Source organism: uncultured Ilumatobacter sp. (assembly GCF_963980585.1).
Classification (GTDB): domain Bacteria; phylum Actinomycetota; class Acidimicrobiia; order Acidimicrobiales; family Ilumatobacteraceae; genus Ilumatobacter_A.
On the sequence record NZ_CAXCAM010000026.1, the window covers coordinates 13,423 to 29,970 of the forward strand.

The window sequence follows — 16,548 nt, forward strand, 5'->3', positions numbered from 1 at the left end:
GGCCGGCGTCACTCGACCCGGTCGAGCCATGAGCAGTTCAGCGCAGATCGTGGGCGCTGGTTGCTTCCCAGAGGTCAATGTCGGGAGCGGAGGCCAGGAGCCCTTGGCAGGAATGTGCCATCTCGACCATCAGTTCGGAGTCGAAATGCGTTCGCTGCGTCTCGTCGGAGTCCCACTTCTGCACGATGAGATGACGGCCCGGCGCGGTGACGCTCGAGCAAAGGTCGACATTGCGGCAACCATCCTGCATGCGCGTCAGCACGATGTACTTGGACAGCACACCAAGCAACGTGGCGTTGTCCGCATCGCTGGGCTTCGCGTCAAAGGTCAACGTGACCACGACGAGCTCAATCTCCTGGTCACCGTCTGGGCCACTGTCGGCGTCGCCGGCGTTCGAGTTGTCCGTCATCGCTCCACTGTGCCTCATTCACCGCGCCGAATCGGAAGTGTGCGATTTTGGTGATTCCATCCGCGGCAGGTTGGTGGAGGGCCCGCGGTCGGTATCGTGACGCTTGTCTCGGGGGTCGAGGCACTTAGCACATCGGCCGCTGGACAACAACGACTATCAACAAGTGGGAGCCGCCGGTGGCCAAAGATCGCGTTGAACGGGATGACGAAGACCTCGTCCGTCTGTACCTCACCGATATCGGGCAGTACACGCTTCTGACCAAGGACGACGAGGTCCGGCTCGCCAAGGCGATCGAAGCTGGCAACGAAGCGATCGAGCAACTCGATGCCGGCGGTAAGGAACTCACTGCTGCCAAGAAGCGCGAGTATCGCCGCACGGCTCGCAAGGGCGAACAAGCCGAACGCCAGTTCGTACAGTCAAACCTCCGCCTGGTTGTTTCAATCGCCAAGAAGTACCAGGCCTCCGGTCTGCCACTGCTTGACCTCATCCAAGAGGGCAACCTCGGTCTGATGCACGCCGTCGAGAAGTTCGACTGGCGCAAGGGCTTCAAGTTCTCGACCTACGCCACCTGGTGGATTCGTCAAGCCATCACTCGCGGCATTGCAAACACCGGCCGCACTATTCGTCTCCCGGTCCACGCTGGCGACACTTTGGCTCGCCTCCAGAAGGCGCGTTCGCGCCTCGAACTCAAGTACGGCCGTCCCGCCACGCTCTCCGAGCTGGCCAAGGAAGTCGAGATGCCCGAAGACAAGGTCACCGAGGCCCTGCGCTTCGCGGCAGAGCCACTGTCGCTTTCGGAGCCACTCCGAGAAGATGGTGACGCAGAACTCGGCGACGTGGTCGAAGACCGCTCAGCTGAGTCGCCGTTCGAAGTGGCAGCCACCGCGCTGCTACCCGAAGAAATCAGCCGTTTGCTCGCCCCGCTCGACGAACGCGAGCGCGAGATCCTCAAGTTGCGCTTCGGCCTCGATCGCGGCGAACCACGCACCCTCGAAGAGGTGGGTGAACACTTCAACCTCACTCGCGAGCGCATCCGGCAGATCGAAGCCCGCGCCATGAGCAAGCTGCGTCACCCCTCGAGCGACACTGGCGCTCGAGACCTCCTCGCCGTTTGATCTCACCCAGCTGACTCAAGCCGCAGCGGCTTTGCGCCGATCAAGTGTGCATGATCTTCGTTCGACGTGCCACGCTCGACGACATCGAAGCCATCGTTGCCGCCTACACGGCTGCGTGGCGTGCCGGATTCCAGTACATGTTCTCCGCTGCCGTCTTCGAAGTCGACGGCTTTGACGCCGCACGGCGAACCGAGTGCACCGACGGCGTCTTCCGCGACGGCACCGACACGTTCGTTGGCGAACTCGACGGCCGAGTCGTCGGCTACGTCGTCGCTCGAGCGGATGGCCACGATTCGGTCATCGACGACATCTGGGTGCACCCCTCATCGTGGGGCCGTGGCATCGCCGCAGCATTGATTGCACGCGCCGAAGACGACATGCGTAACCGCGGCGGGCGGCTGCTGTCCGCCTGGGTGCCCGAAGACAGTCCGACCGGACGACGCTTCTTCGACAAGTTGGGCTGGCGACCGTCAGGCGAACTCGACCAGCTCGACCTCTACGGCGCAAACGACAACCGTCTCGTTGAGTATCTCCGCGAGCTCGAATCTGTCGATCTGACTCGTGGTATCCCCCGACCGACACGTTCGCTCGAACGCACGCAGGCCCGGCCACCGTCGCTCTGACTCGCGAGACGACCGCGTCTCGTTGTCGCCGAGCGCGCAACGGCCGACGCATCACCCACGAGTTGTGGGCAACGGGCCGGCCGTTCGTGCAATCAGTTGATGATCAGGCGGGTCCCGAGAACACGCCTTCCTTCACGTCGCTTGTGTTGGCGAGGAACGTCTCTTTCGGGTTGTACGAGGCGGCCTTTTCTTCGCCATCGTTGACTTCCTTGCGGCCGACGACCATCCAGTGCACTTCATCCGGTCCGTCAGCGAGACGCAGGGTGCGCTGCGAGGTGTACATATCCGCCAGCGGCGTCCACTGCGAAACGCCGGTCGCGCCATGCATCTGAATCGCGTTGTCGATGATCTCGCACACTCGGATCGGGACCATCGCCTTGACAGCCGACACCCAGACGCGTGCCTCGGAGTTGCCGAGCTTGTCCATGGCATTAGCGGCGGTGAGTACCATGCGACGCATCGATTCGATCTCGATGCGCGACTTGGCGATCATCTCGGTGTTGCCGCCGAGCTTGGCGAGGGGCTTGCCGAAACCATCACGGCTGAGGCCACGCGACACCATCATCTCGAGGGCCTTTTCGGCTTGACCGATGGCACGCATGCAGTGGTGGATGCGCCCCGGGCCGAGGCGAACCTGGCTGATCTCGAAGCCGCGGCCTTCGCCGAGGAGAATGTTCTCGTACGGCACGCGGACGTTGTCGAACTTGATGTGCATGTGGCCGTGCGGGGCATCGTCCTTGCCAAACACGTGCATCGGGCCCAGGATCTGCACGCCGGGCGTGTCAACCGGGACGAGGATCTGCGACTGGCGCTGATGCGGCGGACCGTCAGGGCTGGTCTGCACCATGGTGATCATGATCTTGCAGCGCGGATCGCCGGCACCGGAGATGTAGTACTTCTCGCCGTTGATCAGCCATTCGTCACCATCGCGCTCGGCCTGACACGCGACGTTCTTGGCGTCAGATGAGGCCACATCGGGCTCGGTCATGGCGTACGCCGAGCGGATCTCGCCGGCGAGCAATGGCTTTAGCCACTGCTCCTTCTGTGCTTCGGTGCCGACGCGTTCGAGCACTTCCATGTTGCCGGTGTCGGGCGCAGCGCAGTTCATCGATTCTGAGGCGAGCGGGTTCTTGCCCAGTTCGATCGCGATGTAGGCGTAGTCCAGGTTCGAGAGGCCTTCGCCGGTCTCGGCGTCAGGGAGGAAGAAGTTCCACAACCCGTTTGCTTTGGCCTTGTCCTTGACCTCCTGAAGGAGCTCAAGCTGTCCGGGGGCGTACCCCCAACGGTCTTCGCGTGTCGCGCCGAGCTCGAAGAACTTCTCCGACATCGGCTGCACCTCTTCGGCAATGAAGGCCTTGACCTTTTCATAGAGCGGTCGGACCTCCTCTGACATTCGAAGGTCGTACATGTCCACGGTGGATTCAAGAGCTGCCATGGGACGAACTTACCGATCTCGCGACGCCTGCGTCTCATCGTGGCCCGGCATCCGCAGTCGGCGGTGACACGGCGCTGGCGTCACGTTGGCATCACGCTGATATCGCAGGGAGTGTTGCGCCCGGAGCCGATTCCGGGCGCAACACCACTCGCGAGTGGCGGAGATGGACGGGAATCGAACCCGCCGGACGGGGATCGCCCGTCCCAACCGCTTTGAAGGCGGCGGAGCCCACCAGGTACCCAGACATCTCCGCCGATGACGCTAGTGCCGATCGGCGCGCGACCGGCCGTCGTGGTGATTGTCCGCTGCAGTCTGTGTGAACTGCGCCCGCTCAGCGGCTGAATGCTGGGCAGAGCAGACCGAGTTTGTCACCGCAGTGGGCCATCGGGACCCCGCCCGTATCGTGCGTGATCCGACTCCTCCCCGTGGACTCATTCAACACTCCAGGGGAACTCACATGGTCACACTCTGTTGGGCCGCCAAGGGCGGCTCGGGGACCACCGTGGTCACCACGACACTCGCGCTCGAATCGACGCGACCAGCGTTGCTTGTCGACCTGGCCGGTGACATTCCGGCCGTGTTGGGCATGGCCGAGCCCGACCGTCCAGGCATTGCCGATTGGCTCGACTCCGACGGCGCCCCGACGCAACTCGACGACCTCCTCGTCGACATCGACGACCTGACCGTGCTCCTCCCGTACCGCGAGCAACATCACTCAGCGATGAGCCAACCCAACGTCGCCGCACCTGCTCGGTGGAGCGCTCTCGGTGCGTGGTTCGATGCCTGGGCACAGAATGTCGGAGGCGAAGTCTGGATCGATGCGGGTACGGGCCCGCCTCCGCCGGGCCTTGCCGCATGTGTTGAACATCGTTGGCTGATCACGCGCCCGTGCTACCTCTCACTCCGCCAGGCCGCGCGTGACGCTGTGCGACCCACAGGCGTGGTACTCGTCGACGAGCCGGGCCGCGCGTTACGCGCTCGCGACGTCGAACGAGCGACGGGTGCGCCCATCGTGACCCGGCTACTGATCGACCCGCGAGTCGCTCGTTCCGTCGACGCTGGCCTGCTGTCGAGCCGGCCACCATTCACCATTCGCCGCAGTCTCCGCCGAGCCGCCGCGTGACCGCGACCGAGGCTCGCGACGCCCGCGGCCAGCACCACGATTCTCACGCCGACGCCGCGGTTGAGCTGGTCTTCCGCCAGGCCGCAGAGGTGCTCGACCGGGACTCTGCTCAGCCGAGCAAGTCGACCGACCTCCGACTCCTCGTCGACGAGCAAGTGCGGCGCGTCATCCCCCTCGACCATGTCGACGAACAGCGGCGCGTGGCTGACGCCGCGCTGGCGCGCCTTGCAGGCATCGGAGAACTCGACCAGTGGGTCCGAGATCCCACCGTCGACGAGGTGTTGGTCAACGCGAGCAACGACATCTGGATCGATCGGGCAGGAGCTCTAAGCAAGGTCGGTCAGCTCCGCAGCCAACCGCTTGAGCACATCATCGAACGAATCTTGGCCACGATCGGACGACGCCTCGACCCCACCTCACCGATCGTCGATGCACGACTTGCTGACGGGTCGCGAGTCTGTGCCGTTGCTGCGCCCGTCAGCGTCGACGGCACCTGCCTGTCGATTCGTCGATTCTCAGCGAACAGTCGTCCGCTCGGCGCGTACACCGACTCCGGCGGCGCCTCACTTATCCAGGAGGTCATTGACGCTCGGTGCAATGTCGTGGTCACGGGTGCCACGTCATCTGGCAAAACGTCACTGCTGGCCTCAATCGTTTCGACGCTGCCGCCGACCGAGCGTGTGGTGATCATCGAAGACACCGCCGAACTCCCGCTCCGAGACCAACATATTGTCCGACTCGAGGCCCGCGCTGCATCGCCCGACGGTCCACCACCGATCGGTCTCCCTGCGCTCGTCCGTACTGCGCTGCGCCTTCGGCCCGACCGGCTGGTGGTCGGCGAGATTCGCGGTGACGAAGTACTCGGGATGATCCATGCAATGAATACCGGGCACGACGGTTCGTTCTCGACATGTCATGCCAACGGTCCACTTGACGCGCTGTATCGGCTCGAGTCGCTCGTCCTTCGTGCAGCGCCGACCTGGCCGATGCGTGCGATCCGCCAGCAATTGGCGCGGTCCGTTGACATCGTGATTCACGTTGCCCGTTCTCGTGACGGCCGGCGCCAGATCGAATCGATCTCCGAGGTTGTGGTCGACACGTCCTCCGACGGCTCGCCCGCGACGAGATTGCTCGCCCACCTCGACCATGGTGAACTCGTTCCGATCGCTCCGTTGCATCGGCGGCGCTGACATGGGACCGGCCACAGCCAGCTCATTCACTGCCGGGATCCTTGCGCTCGCGGTCACCTGTGCGCTGCTCCGGATGGCCCAGCCCCGCGCACGAACGACCCACACCCAACCCGCTTCGGCGCACCGCACCACCGCGTTGCCACCGTTCCGGCAAGCTTTTCAACGGGCCGTCGCGTCGACGCGGCAGCGTCGACGCGCACGCGGCCCCGTCCCACCCGAAGCAGTGGCCACGTGGTGCGATGCCATCGCACGGCGTCTGCGATCTGGCGAGACCCTCAGGCGCGTGTTGGCAAACGAGCGACCCGTCCACGTCGCACTATCGGCTCGGACGGACTCGCTACGCCGCTCACTCGACCGCGGTGCGTCTGTCACCGACGCCATCGCCGCGTCGGGTGCAGTCTCGGGCAACACCTCACTCGATCTGGTCTGGTCAGTGCTGGCGGTCGCGTCCGACTACGGAGGAAGTGCGGCCGAACCTATCGATCGCGCAGCATCTGCTCTCCGGCTGCGCAGCGCAGACGCTCACGAACGCGCAGCGCAGAGCGCTCAGGCACGGCTGAGTGCCCATGTCCTCACTGCGGTTCCGCTGCTCGTGCTCGCGCTGCTCCTCGCGACCGACCCGGACGTGCGACTCATCGTGCTTCGCACTGCGGGCGGCATGCTCGTCGGCGCCGGGCTGCTCTTGAATCTCTGTGGATGGGCCTGGATGCGGCACATCGTTGCGGGCCAGGCCGGATGAGCCCCACCTCACCGTTGGTCAATGCAACCGGGCTTGCTATTGCGTGCGCCATCGCCAGCCAAGCACTCGCCTTCCGCGTCGCCAGCCGAGGACGCTGCCCGCGCTCGATCCGTCGCGGCAGCGATATGCAGCGTCCTCATCGGGTCGCTCTGGATCACCGCGCTCTGCGGCACGGGTTCGGACTGTCCGCGTTGCTCGCTGCCATCTGGCTCGTGGGCCCACTCCTGGGCCTCACACTCGCCACCGCAACGGCGGTCGGGGTCCGCATTGCGCCAATCATCACGCAGCGTCGGATGCAGCAGCAAGTCGCCCGAACCCTACCCGACGCACTCGATCTCGTCGTCGTACTCCTCCACGCCGGTGCAACGCCACGGCAGACGATCATCGAACTCAGTCGGCGGGGGCCACGATCAACACGACCAGGCTTCGCGGCGGCCACCGTGCAACTCGAACGAGGCCATTCATTTGGCGACTCGATCGGTGCGCTGCGTCGCCAACTCGGCGCCGCGATCACACCATTCGCCGAGCTCATCTCCGCATCTGAGCGGTACGGATTGCCGACTGCGCAGACCGTTCAGCAACTGTCGAACGAAACTCGGGCACTCCGCAGGCGGCGCGACGAAGCAGCCGCACGGTCGCTGCCCGTCAAGCTGTCGTTCCCGCTCGTGATGTGCACATTGCCGTCATTCGTCTTGCTCGCCATCGCCCCAGCGGTCTTGGCAGCCCTTTCGTCGCTCGGCTCGCACGCCTGGTGACTCATCGTCGACATCGACTGGACACCACACGCGGTCTCGCATCCTCGAGCACGCTGATCAGTTCGGAGACATCCATGCCACCACTCATGCTCGCCCTCTACGTCCACATTCGCACCGCTCAGATCGGAGCGATCAATCATCTCAGCACCCGCCACGGCCACGCCGCCCAACGCCGACTGGCTGGCGATCGCGGTCAGGCGACGACTGAGTACGCGCTCGTGCTGCTCGCGGCCGCGATGGTCGCACTTCTCGTCATTGCATGGGCGAGTGCTGGCGGCGGCGCTGCAAAGATCAGTCGACTGTTCAATCGCGTGATCGACGCCGTGATCGACCGCGTCTGATGCCTGGCAGTCCGACCTGCGACATGTCAGGCGAGGCCCCGTCGATCATCGAGGCTTCGCGAACAGGGTCCAGCCAAGCTGGGCAAGCCACAGTCGAGTTTGCGTTGGCGTTGCCCATCGTGCTCATCGTGCTCCTGGGCATGACGCAGGTCGGCGTTGCAATCCGCAACGAACTCGCGGTCGAACTCGCAGCCCGCGAAGGAGCTCGGGCAGCATCGGTGTCGGCCAGTCCGCAGTCGGCCGCATCGGCTGCTGCCGCTGCCGCAGTCGACCTGCCCATTGCGGTGCGCACCGACGTCACCGCAACCACCGTGACGGTCACCGTGACCTACGTTGATCCCACCGACGTGCCGATCATCGGGCAATTCATCGGGCCGAGCACGCACCAGGCCACCGCCACGATGGCACTGGAACCCTGACGGTCGATCCCCGTGCGACCTGGGTGGCTTCGCTTCCTCAACCCGATCACAGCTGTCAGCGTCAGCACACAACAGCCGTAGCCTGATCCGCCATGGATCTGCGAACCACTTCGAGCACCGTCGGCGGCATCCCGACCGTCGCCGTTGATGGTGTTGTCGACCTCGCGTCGATTGCGATCTTTCGCGATGCACTTCTGCGGACGATTCATTCCAACAGCGGCGAGCTCATCGTGGCTGACCTCGACGGCGTTGCGGCGCTCGACGACGCGGGCCTCGGCGTGTTGCTCGGTGCTGCCGCCGCCGCGCGCCAAGCCGACGGCGACCTTGAAATCGTCTGCAATGACGAGCGGCTGCGGACGCGGCTTGAACGAACACGTCTCGATCAAGCCATCGCCGTCAGGACGTCAATTACATGACCGGGCAGAGCGGTACCGACGATCCGATCTTCCACATTGCGCTTCCCGACGACTGGGTCAACGCTTTTGCGTCGGGTGAATACTCCGTGTCGACACGTGGCATGTCGCTCGACGATGTGGGCTTCATCCACTGCTCGACGGCCGAGCAACTCGAGGCAACAGCGAACCGCTTCTATGGCGATCTGACCGAGCTGGTGCTGCTGACGATCGACCCGTTGATCGTCCCCGCGGACATCTTGTGGGAGCCACCTGCACCCGGTGTCGATGAGCTCTTCCCCCACATCTACGGGCCATTGCCCATCGGAGCGGTAAACATGCACCGCTTCTGGTCCCGCGCAGGCACAGCCTGGGAAATCCCCCAAGGCTGACGGGTGACGCCCAGTCCAGAGCGACACCTGGTCCCGACCCCGACGGCGCTGGGCTACCAGTGCAAAGTGCCCGGCGCCCCTTTGAACGGGCCCGTCACGTTCGCGGTGATCCATCCGCCGTAGAACTGGCCCTCGTTGCTGGTCACCTCTTCATTGTCAACCCAGCACTCGTCGAATCGCTGCGCGTAGAACGCCCAGCAACCTGCGAGGGGCGCGAAGCGGTCGGTGGGGTTGCGGTAGGTCCACGCGCTCTGCTGGACGACCGCCGAACCTGCGTGCACGTCGACATAGTCGGCCACGCCCTTCCACTCACACGACGTGTGTCGATCAGTCGCCGTGAACAGGGTCTGATCCACGAACTCCGAATCGACGTAGTACGCCGGTGGCTGACTGGTCTCAAGGACCCGGAGACACCGCGGCGCGTCGACGATCGTGACATCGGCATGCCGCACACGAATTCGCCACTCGACCGGTTCGATCGCTGGCGGACGTGGAAAGTCCCACACGGATTCGTACAGCTTGCCGTTCGGCGCACGACCAGCCTTCACGTCGCGGTCATCTCGACTTGGTCTGATCTGGCGCCTCATTGGTATTCCGACTTTTCCGGTGGCTTCTTGCCACCTCGTCGGCGATCCGCAACTTTCTCCCGCGCCCGTTGCTCTTCTTCGAGTGCGGCCTCTTCCTCGATCAGCTTCTCCATTGCTGATAGGCGAATCGGGTCGAGGTTGCCCGCCGCAATCGCTGTCTGCACCGCACATCCCGGTTCCTGGTCATGCTTGCAATCTCTGAATCGACAGCCGTCCATCAGATCGAACACATCGGCAAATGCTCGTTCGATGCCGTTGCCCGACAACCAGAGACTGACGGCGCGCACACCGGGCGTGTCGATCAACCAGCCGGTCTCAGCGAGCGGAACCAGCTCAGCAGCAACCGTGGTGTGCCGGCCGCGCTGATCGCCTTCGCGCACCTCCGAGGTTGCCTGTCGTTCATTGCCGAGCAGCGCATTGACGATCGTGGACTTGCCGACTCCGCTCGCACCGAGAAACGTCAGCGTGCGATTACCAGCGGCGTAGCCGCGCAGGACATCGATGCCCTCACCGGTGAGTCCGCTCGCCAGCAGAACCGGCACGCCGAGCGCAACCTCGGCCAGCCCCGCCCGACCCGGCTCAGGATCATCGACCAGGTCGGTCTTGGTCAGGATGACCACCGGCTCGGCGCCCGAGTCGTACGCGAGAACCAGTTCGCGTTCGAGACGGCGCGGACTTGGTGGTGATCCGAGCGCGTGCACGAGGAAGACGACGTCGATATTCGCAGCCAGCGTGTGCGACACCGCCCGCATGCCATCGAAGGACGCTCGACGAGTGAACGCCGAGGTGCGTTCGAGGACATGGTCAACCTTCTCGCCGTCGTCCGAGACGACGATCCAGTCGCCGACCGCGACCTCGGCACCGATATTGCGCATCCGGACCGGCTCGTCGGTGCCGCGGGCTTGCGCCATCGTGCGAATCGCCGTGCTCCAGCCGCGGTCGATGCGCGAAACACGCGCCGGCTGACCGGGGGCGCCCAGGTCCTGCCAGCTCCGATCAAACGCTTCGGTCCAGCCCAACGCACCGAGCTCAGGGTCGACGGGCATACGGCGAAGGTACCTCGTTGAACCGTCGTGAGCACACGGGAAAGTTGGGATGAGGACCTTTCCACAATGGGCTGCCATGCGAAATCGATGTCGATCCGGCACACTGCCACTTGACAACCCGCACCACCGTCCCCTAGCGAGAGAGCCCCATGGCCAAACCCCTCGTCGTCGTCGAATCACCTGCGAAGGCCAAGACGCTGTCCAAGTTCCTTGGCAGCGACTACGACGTGCGCGCCTCTGTGGGCCACGTCGCTGACCTCCCATCCAAGGGTCTCAACATCGATGTCGAGAACGGTTTCAAGCCGACCTATGAGCTGACCGACCGGGGCAAGACGGTGGTCAAAGAACTCAAAGCGGCACTCAAAGACGCCTCGGAGCTCTATCTCGCAACTGATGAAGACCGCGAGGGGGAAGCCATTTCGTGGCACCTGCTCGAGTACCTGAAGCCGAAGGTTCCTGTGAAGCGGATGGTGTTCCACGAGATCACCAAGGCCGCGGTCGATCACGCAGTCAACAACCCGCGTGGCATCGATTACGGCATGGTCGACGCCGCTGAAACTCGTCGTCTCCTCGACCGGCTGTATGGCTATGAGGTCTCGCCGGTGCTCTGGCGTCGTGTCAACCGCGGCCTCTCGGCCGGACGCGTGCAGAGCCCCACCGTTCGCCTGATCGTCGAACGCGAACGTGAACGCATCGCCTTCGTCAGCACCGATTACTGGGACATCGACGCGATCACGGCCACCGACCCGTCGTTCGACTCGAAACTGGTCGGTGTCGCAGGTGCCAAGGTTGCGACCGGCAAGGACTTCAACGACAGCGGCCAGATCATCACGCCCAAGAGCGGCAAGACGCCGGTGCAGTTGAACGAGGCCCGCGCACGCGGACTTGCAGAGGGGCTCGACGGCAAGCAGTTCACTGTTCGCTCGGTCGAGGAGAAGCCGTACCGGTCGTCTCCGAAACCTCCGTTCATGACCTCGACGCTGCAGCAAGAAGGCGGGCGCAAATTGCGGCTCTCCTCCAGCCAGGTGATGCGTGTCGCCCAGGGCCTCTACGAGCGTGGCTTCATCACCTACATGCGTACTGACGATGTGATCCTCTCTGACGAGGCCATGACCGCGACACGTGACGCCGTCACCAGCGAGTACGGGTCGAAGTACCTCAACGCTGCACCCAAGCAATACAAGAAGAAGACGCAAGGCCAGGACGCCCACGAAGCCATCCGGCCGACCACGCCGTACCGGTCTCCGGATGCCGTGTCGACCGAGCTGAACAGCCAGGAACTTGCGCTGTATCGACTCATCTGGCAACGCACGCTCGCCTCGCAGATGGCCGATGCCGCCGGTGTAACCGTCTCGATTCGCCTGGCTGCCGACTCCGTCGACCGCTCCACCGGCGAGCTGGTCGACTGCGAATTCGCCGCCTCCGGCACGACGATCACCTTCCCGGGCTATCGGGCTGTCTACGTCGCCTCGAAAGAAGAGACCGGAGAGGACGCAGCAGACAAAGAAGCACTGCTGCCGCCCCTCAGGCAGGGCGACCTCGTGCCGATCTCGTCGATCACGCCGAACGGCCACACCACCACGCCACCGTCACGCTTCACCGAAGCGTCGCTGGTCAAGCGTCTGGAAGAACTACGCATCGGGCGTCCTTCGACCTGGGCCTCGATCATCCAGACCGTCCAAGACCGTGGCTATGTGTGGAAGAAGGGACAGGCGTTGGTCCCCACATGGACCGCGTTTGCAGTGATCCGGTTGCTCGAAGAGCACTTCGAGGCACTGGTCGATTACGAGTTCACCGCGTCGACCGAACACGACCTCGACGCCATCGCCAAGGGCGAGCGCCAAAAGGACAAGTGGCTCCAACGGTTCTACTGGGGCGATCAGGGTGACGACTCCGTTCCTGCGATCACTGCTGAGGCCGGCGACGGCGATGACGCACTGCTCGGCCTGAAGCGACTCGTCGAAGAGAACCTCGATCACATCGATGCCGCCGAGATCAACACGTTCCCGCTCGGCCATGACCCCGATGGCAACGAGGTCGTCGCCAAGCCGGGCAAGTACGGCCCGTATGTGAAGCGCGGCGAAGACACTGCGTCGGTCCCTGATGATCTGCCTCCGGACGAACTCACCGTGGAGAAAGCCATCGAGTTACTCAACGCTCCGAAGATGGACGATCCGATCGGCGAACTCGACGGGCTCCCGGTGTTCGCAAAGAACGGCCGCTACGGCCCATACGTGCAGTGGGGCGACCACGACAATCCTCCTCCGGGCATGGAGAAGCCGAAGATGTCGTCGCTGTTCCAGACCATGGTGTTTGAGAACGTCACGATGGATGACGCTGAGAAACTCTTGCAGCTGCCACGCCACCTCGGCGACGATCCGGCCGACGGCATTCCGATCTTTGCCAACAATGGCCGGTACGGGCCGTACGTGATGAAGGAGAAGGACTACCGGAACATCGATTCCGAGGACCGTCTGCTCGAGATCACGCTCGACGAGGCGCTGAAGATCTACTCCGAGCCGAAGGTCTACAAGCGCGGCGGCAGCAACCTCGCCGCCAAGGGCCCGCTGAAGGAGTTCGGCGTCGACCCGGTGAGCGAAAAGAACGTGACCGCCAAGGATGGCCGTTTCGGTGTGTACGTCACCGACGGCGAGACCAACGCATCGTTGGGCAAGGGCGACCGGCTCGAGGAGATCTCGCCCGAGCGCGCCTACGAACTGCTTGCCATTCGTCGCGAAGCAATCATCGCCAAAGGCGGGACGCCGGGCAAGAAGGCCAAGGCCACGAAGAAGAAGGCCGCAGCAAAGAAGAAGGCTGCGACCAAAAAGAGCACCGCCAAAAAGAGCACGGCCAGAAAGAGCACGGCGAAGAAGAAGGCCGCGGCGAAGAAGGCACCTGCCAAGAAGGCAGCGGCGAAGAAGCCACTCATCACCGACGTTGCCGACGACGCAACCTGATGACCAGACGACTTGGTGCCAGGCACCATGTCGTCCTCTAACCTCGTCCCCCGTGACCGCGCCGCACTACATCGCGTTTGAAGGCGCCGAAGCCTGTGGTAAATCCACGCAGGCCGCGCTCCTCGCCAATCGACTCGATGCGGTGCTCACCCGCGAAACGGGCGGCACCGCGGTCGGTGCCCGACTCCGCGCGATCCTCCACGACAATGCCGTCACCAACCTCACCGCTCGGGCCGAGGCATTGATGACCGCCGCTGATCGTGCCCAGCACATCGCCGAAGTCGTCGCTCCTGCGCTCGGCGCCGGGCGGAGCGTTGTCAGCGATCGGTCGCTCTACTCAACTCTTGCGTACCAAGGGTTCGGCCGCGAGCTTCCTGTCGAGGAACTGAAACAGATCAACGACTGGGCCATCGCCGGACGCTGGCCGCAACTGGTTGTCTTCCTCGACACCCCCGATGAGCTGATCGCTGAGCGCCTCCGCGAGCGCGATCTCGATCGGTTCGAGGCCGCAGGCGACGCGTTTCACCAGCGGGTCATCAAGGGATTCAGGACCATGGCTGGGCTCGAGCCCGAGCGCTGGATCACCATCGACGGACACGGCACCATCGGAGAGACCGAGGACGCGATCGTTACTGCCCTGGCGGAACGGGGCGTGCAGTGAGCGACATGAATGACGATGAGTTGACCGAGGAACAGCTTGAAGCGGCCATCGCTGCTGACGAAGCTGCGGCGACTGTGGGCGTCGACGCGACGGCGTCCAGTGACCAACGAACGCCACTCGACCTCGGTGATCCGGGTGACGTGTGGGACGACGTCGTCGGGCAGAAGCAGGCCATCGGGCATCTTCGGGCGGCCGCGGCTCGTGGACCGGTGCATGCATACCTGTTCGTCGGGCCATCAGGGTCGACCAAACTCGAAGCGGCGCGGGCATTCGCCGCATCGCTCATGTCGGGCGGCGAAACTCGTGACCATCGAGACGCTCGACTCATCATCGCCGGCGAACACCCGGACGTCCGCGAAGTACAACGCGTGGGCGCATCGATCTCAGCCGAGCAGGCCAAGGAAGTCGTTCGCGTGTCATCACTGGCGCCGACCGAAGGCGCCCGCAAAGTACTCATCCTCGACGAATTCCATCTGCTGTCGCCACATGGTGCAGCACTGATGCTGAAGACGATCGAAGAGCCGCCAGAGTCGACGACCTTCATCATTCTCGCCGACTTCGTGCCGCACGATCTGATCACTATCTCGTCGCGATGTGCACGCATCGATTTTCGAGCAATCGGCGCCGACGTGATCGCGGCGCGCCTCCTGACCGAGGGCATCAATCCGGCAGGTGCAATGGTCGCGTCGAAGGCTGCTCTGGGCAACCTCGACCGCGCCCGCGTCCTCGCGACCGACCCCGCCCTGGCGGACCGGCGCAAGGCTTTCATCGAAGCGCCCGAACAACTCGATGGCACCGGTGCCGTCGCGATGCGGCTCGCTGCACGCCTCCTCGAGTTGATCGACGCCGCGGCCAAGCCACTTGCGGAGCGACACGCGATCGAAGTCGAGGTGCTCGATGCGCGCATCAAGGAGCACGGTGAGCGAGGCAGCGGCAAGAAGCAGCTCGAAGAACGTCACAAGCGCGAGTTGCGACGGCACCGCACCGACGAGCTCCGCAGCGGCCTCGCCACCCTGGCGGCGACGTATCGCGACCAGGCCGTCTCGGCAGCCACGACCGGAAACACTCGCGTCGACACCGCCGGCTGCGCCGCGGCTGTCGAGCGGATTCACACCGCGCTCGAATCGTTTGAACGCAACCCGAACGAACGGCTGCTCCTCGAATCCCTGCTCTGGTCCCTGCCCAACGCCTCGAGTACACGATGAGTCACAACACGCTGCGCCTTCCGCGTGTCTTGACCGTCCTGATCGCAATGATTGGTCTTGGAGTTTCCGCGACCACTGCGTTCGCTCACTCGGGCCTCGGCGCTGCCAGCCCCGCGCCGGGCTCACGCGTCGGCGGCACAATCACCGAGATACAGCTGCGGTACTCGAGCACGGTTGCTGACGTCGACGGTTCCATCACCGATCCCAACGGAAGAATCGTCGAGTCCGAGTGGGTGCAGGACAGCAACCTCCGAGTCGCCGTGATGCTCGCCGAGCCGCTGTCGACTCCTGGCCAGTACGCCGTACGCCACATCAGCACCGACGTGGAGGACAACGACCGAGTCGAGGCTGCCTACCTCTTCACGTATGACCCCGCAGCGCCGACGCCGCAGCTGGAGATCATCCCCGAAGACGATGGATTCCCTTGGATCTGGGTGCTCATCGGTACCGGTGGCGTCGTCATCGTGCTGCTTGCGTGGCAGCTCTACCGGTCGATGCGACGCGCCCGACAATCCCAAGCCGCAACCTGAGACGCTCCATGCCGTGAGTACGGTGAGCCGATGGTCAGGTGGAACGTGCACAGTGAACGATCGGTGTACACCTCGCCTTGGGTGTCGCTGGCGCTGACCACGGTCGAGCCACCCGGAATTGAACCCTTTGAGCACCACGTCATCCGTGCGCCAGGGCCTGCTGCTGGTTGCGTGATCGTTCGCGACGGCGACGCCAGCCAAACAGGCGGCCAAGAAGTCCTGCTGCTGTACCGCCACCGCTTCATCACCGACACGTGGGGGTGGGAGATTCCGGCAGGTGGAGTCGATGCTGGCGAGACTCCTGCAGAAGCCGCTGTGCGCGAGGCGGTGGAAGAGACAGGTTGGCGCCCCACCGGAAGCCTCCAGCCCGTCGCGGTGTACCACCCCACGAATGGACTGAGCGATCAGACATTCCACCTGTTCTGGTGTCAGGGAGCCGAGCACGTGGGCGAGCCGACCGACCCGACCGAGGCCAGCCGCATCGAGTGGACATCGACCGCCCGCGTCCTCGAACTCGTCCGTACCGGTGGCATCACTGACGGGCTCAGCCTCACCGGACTCGCGATGGCCCACACCATCGGCGTGTTGACGAACGACTGACAACCAGCTGACCGACGCCGATCGGCCAT

General features: G+C 64.2%; 19 protein-coding genes and 1 tRNA gene. 15 read left to right on the plus strand and 5 right to left on the minus strand.

What is annotated here, in order from left to right; translation table 11 throughout:
* Positions 1 to 37: 37 nt before the first annotated feature.
* Positions 38 to 409 (minus strand): putative quinol monooxygenase, encoded by a 372-nt coding sequence (locus ACH2DW_RS09715; protein WP_394929545.1) that lies wholly within the window; start codon positions 407 to 409, stop codon positions 38 to 40.
* A 176-nt stretch (positions 410 to 585) separates the two neighbouring features.
* Here ACH2DW_RS09715 and ACH2DW_RS09720 point away from each other — a divergent pair, with 176 nt between their 5' ends.
* The gene (locus ACH2DW_RS09720; RefSeq protein WP_394929546.1) at positions 586 to 1,524 is read left to right on the plus strand and encodes an RNA polymerase sigma factor RpoD/SigA; all 939 of its coding nucleotides are present in this window, start codon (positions 586 to 588) and stop codon (positions 1,522 to 1,524) included.
* A 50-nt stretch (positions 1,525 to 1,574) separates the two neighbouring features.
* The gene (locus ACH2DW_RS09725) at positions 1,575 to 2,147 is read left to right on the plus strand and encodes a GNAT family N-acetyltransferase (protein ID WP_394929547.1); all 573 of its coding nucleotides are present in this window, start codon (positions 1,575 to 1,577) and stop codon (positions 2,145 to 2,147) included.
* Positions 2,148 to 2,250: 103 nt separating this feature from the next.
* Here the strand turns inward: ACH2DW_RS09725 and ACH2DW_RS09730 are convergent, their stop codons facing one another.
* Together ACH2DW_RS09730 and ACH2DW_RS09735 are read right to left on the minus strand one after the other, a co-directional pair.
* On the minus strand, positions 2,251 to 3,582 hold the full coding sequence (locus ACH2DW_RS09730; protein ID WP_394929548.1) for an acyl-CoA dehydrogenase family protein: 1,332 nt from the start codon (positions 3,580 to 3,582) through the stop codon (positions 2,251 to 2,253).
* Positions 3,583 to 3,737: 155 nt separating this feature from the next.
* Positions 3,738 to 3,833 (minus strand) — tRNA-Sec (locus ACH2DW_RS09735).
* Between the two features lie 206 nt (positions 3,834 to 4,039).
* Here ACH2DW_RS09735 and ACH2DW_RS09740 point away from each other — a divergent pair.
* The 8 genes from ACH2DW_RS09740 (at position 4,040) to ACH2DW_RS09775 (ending at position 8,933) form a co-directional block, all read left to right on the plus strand.
* Positions 4,040 to 4,705, plus strand: a complete 666-nt coding sequence (locus ACH2DW_RS09740; protein WP_394929549.1) for a hypothetical protein — start codon at positions 4,040 to 4,042, stop codon at positions 4,703 to 4,705.
* Positions 4,702 to 5,895, plus strand: a complete 1,194-nt coding sequence (locus ACH2DW_RS09745; protein WP_394929550.1) for a CpaF family protein — start codon at positions 4,702 to 4,704, stop codon at positions 5,893 to 5,895. The genes ACH2DW_RS09740 and ACH2DW_RS09745 overlap by 4 nt, the downstream gene beginning before the upstream one ends.
* A 73-nt stretch (positions 5,896 to 5,968) precedes the next feature.
* On the plus strand, positions 5,969 to 6,634 hold the full coding sequence (locus ACH2DW_RS09750; RefSeq protein WP_394929580.1) for a type II secretion system F family protein: 666 nt from the start codon (positions 5,969 to 5,971) through the stop codon (positions 6,632 to 6,634).
* Entirely contained in the window at positions 6,631 to 7,389 is a 759-nt protein-coding gene (locus ACH2DW_RS09755; protein ID WP_394929551.1) for a type II secretion system F family protein, read from the plus strand. The genes ACH2DW_RS09750 and ACH2DW_RS09755 overlap by 4 nt, the downstream gene beginning before the upstream one ends.
* Positions 7,390 to 7,463: 74 nt before the next feature.
* Positions 7,464 to 7,730 carry a DUF4244 domain-containing protein gene (locus ACH2DW_RS09760; RefSeq protein ID WP_394929552.1) on the plus strand — a complete coding sequence of 89 codons (267 nt, stop codon included), beginning with the start codon at positions 7,464 to 7,466 and terminating at the stop codon, positions 7,728 to 7,730.
* Positions 7,730 to 8,149 carry a TadE family protein gene (locus ACH2DW_RS09765; protein WP_394929553.1) on the plus strand — a complete coding sequence of 140 codons (420 nt, stop codon included), beginning with the start codon at positions 7,730 to 7,732 and terminating at the stop codon, positions 8,147 to 8,149. The genes ACH2DW_RS09760 and ACH2DW_RS09765 overlap by 1 nt, the downstream gene beginning before the upstream one ends.
* A gap of 92 nt (positions 8,150 to 8,241) precedes the next feature.
* Positions 8,242 to 8,565: an STAS domain-containing protein gene (locus tag ACH2DW_RS09770; protein ID WP_394929554.1), complete on the plus strand. Its 324-nt coding sequence runs from the start codon at positions 8,242 to 8,244 to the stop codon at positions 8,563 to 8,565.
* Positions 8,562 to 8,933, plus strand: a complete 372-nt coding sequence (locus ACH2DW_RS09775; protein WP_394929555.1) for a DUF952 domain-containing protein — start codon at positions 8,562 to 8,564, stop codon at positions 8,931 to 8,933. Before ACH2DW_RS09770 ends, ACH2DW_RS09775 begins: the two co-directional genes overlap by 4 nt.
* Before the next feature lie 53 nt (positions 8,934 to 8,986).
* On the opposite strand, the gene ACH2DW_RS09780 is transcribed toward ACH2DW_RS09775, so the two are convergent.
* Together ACH2DW_RS09780 and rsgA are read right to left on the minus strand one after the other, a co-directional pair.
* The gene (locus ACH2DW_RS09780) at positions 8,987 to 9,481 is read right to left on the minus strand and encodes a DUF427 domain-containing protein (protein WP_394929556.1); all 495 of its coding nucleotides are present in this window, start codon (positions 9,479 to 9,481) and stop codon (positions 8,987 to 8,989) included.
* 35 nt (positions 9,482 to 9,516) lie between these two features.
* Positions 9,517 to 10,566 carry a ribosome small subunit-dependent GTPase A gene (gene rsgA / locus ACH2DW_RS09785; protein ID WP_394929557.1) on the minus strand — a complete coding sequence of 350 codons (1,050 nt, stop codon included), beginning with the start codon at positions 10,564 to 10,566 and terminating at the stop codon, positions 9,517 to 9,519.
* A 149-nt stretch (positions 10,567 to 10,715) separates the two neighbouring features.
* Between rsgA and topA the strand changes: the two genes are divergently transcribed.
* The 5 genes from topA to ACH2DW_RS09810 are packed head-to-tail and all read left to right on the plus strand — an operon-like array spanning position 10,716 to position 16,519.
* Positions 10,716 to 13,523: a type I DNA topoisomerase gene (gene topA, locus ACH2DW_RS09790; RefSeq protein ID WP_394929558.1), complete on the plus strand. Its 2,808-nt coding sequence runs from the start codon at positions 10,716 to 10,718 to the stop codon at positions 13,521 to 13,523.
* Positions 13,524 to 13,575: 52 nt separating this feature from the next.
* The gene (gene tmk, locus ACH2DW_RS09795) at positions 13,576 to 14,184 is read left to right on the plus strand and encodes a dTMP kinase (RefSeq protein ID WP_394929559.1); all 609 of its coding nucleotides are present in this window, start codon (positions 13,576 to 13,578) and stop codon (positions 14,182 to 14,184) included.
* A 5-nt stretch (positions 14,185 to 14,189) separates the two neighbouring features.
* Entirely contained in the window at positions 14,190 to 15,389 is a 1,200-nt protein-coding gene (locus ACH2DW_RS09800; protein ID WP_394929581.1) for an ATP-binding protein, read from the plus strand.
* Entirely contained in the window at positions 15,386 to 15,919 is a 534-nt protein-coding gene (locus ACH2DW_RS09805) for a copper resistance protein CopC (protein WP_394929560.1), read from the plus strand. Before ACH2DW_RS09800 ends, ACH2DW_RS09805 begins: the two co-directional genes overlap by 4 nt.
* A gap of 30 nt (positions 15,920 to 15,949) precedes the next feature.
* Positions 15,950 to 16,519 carry an NUDIX hydrolase gene (locus ACH2DW_RS09810; protein WP_394929561.1) on the plus strand — a complete coding sequence of 190 codons (570 nt, stop codon included), beginning with the start codon at positions 15,950 to 15,952 and terminating at the stop codon, positions 16,517 to 16,519.
* Positions 16,520 to 16,548 lie beyond the last annotated feature (29 nt).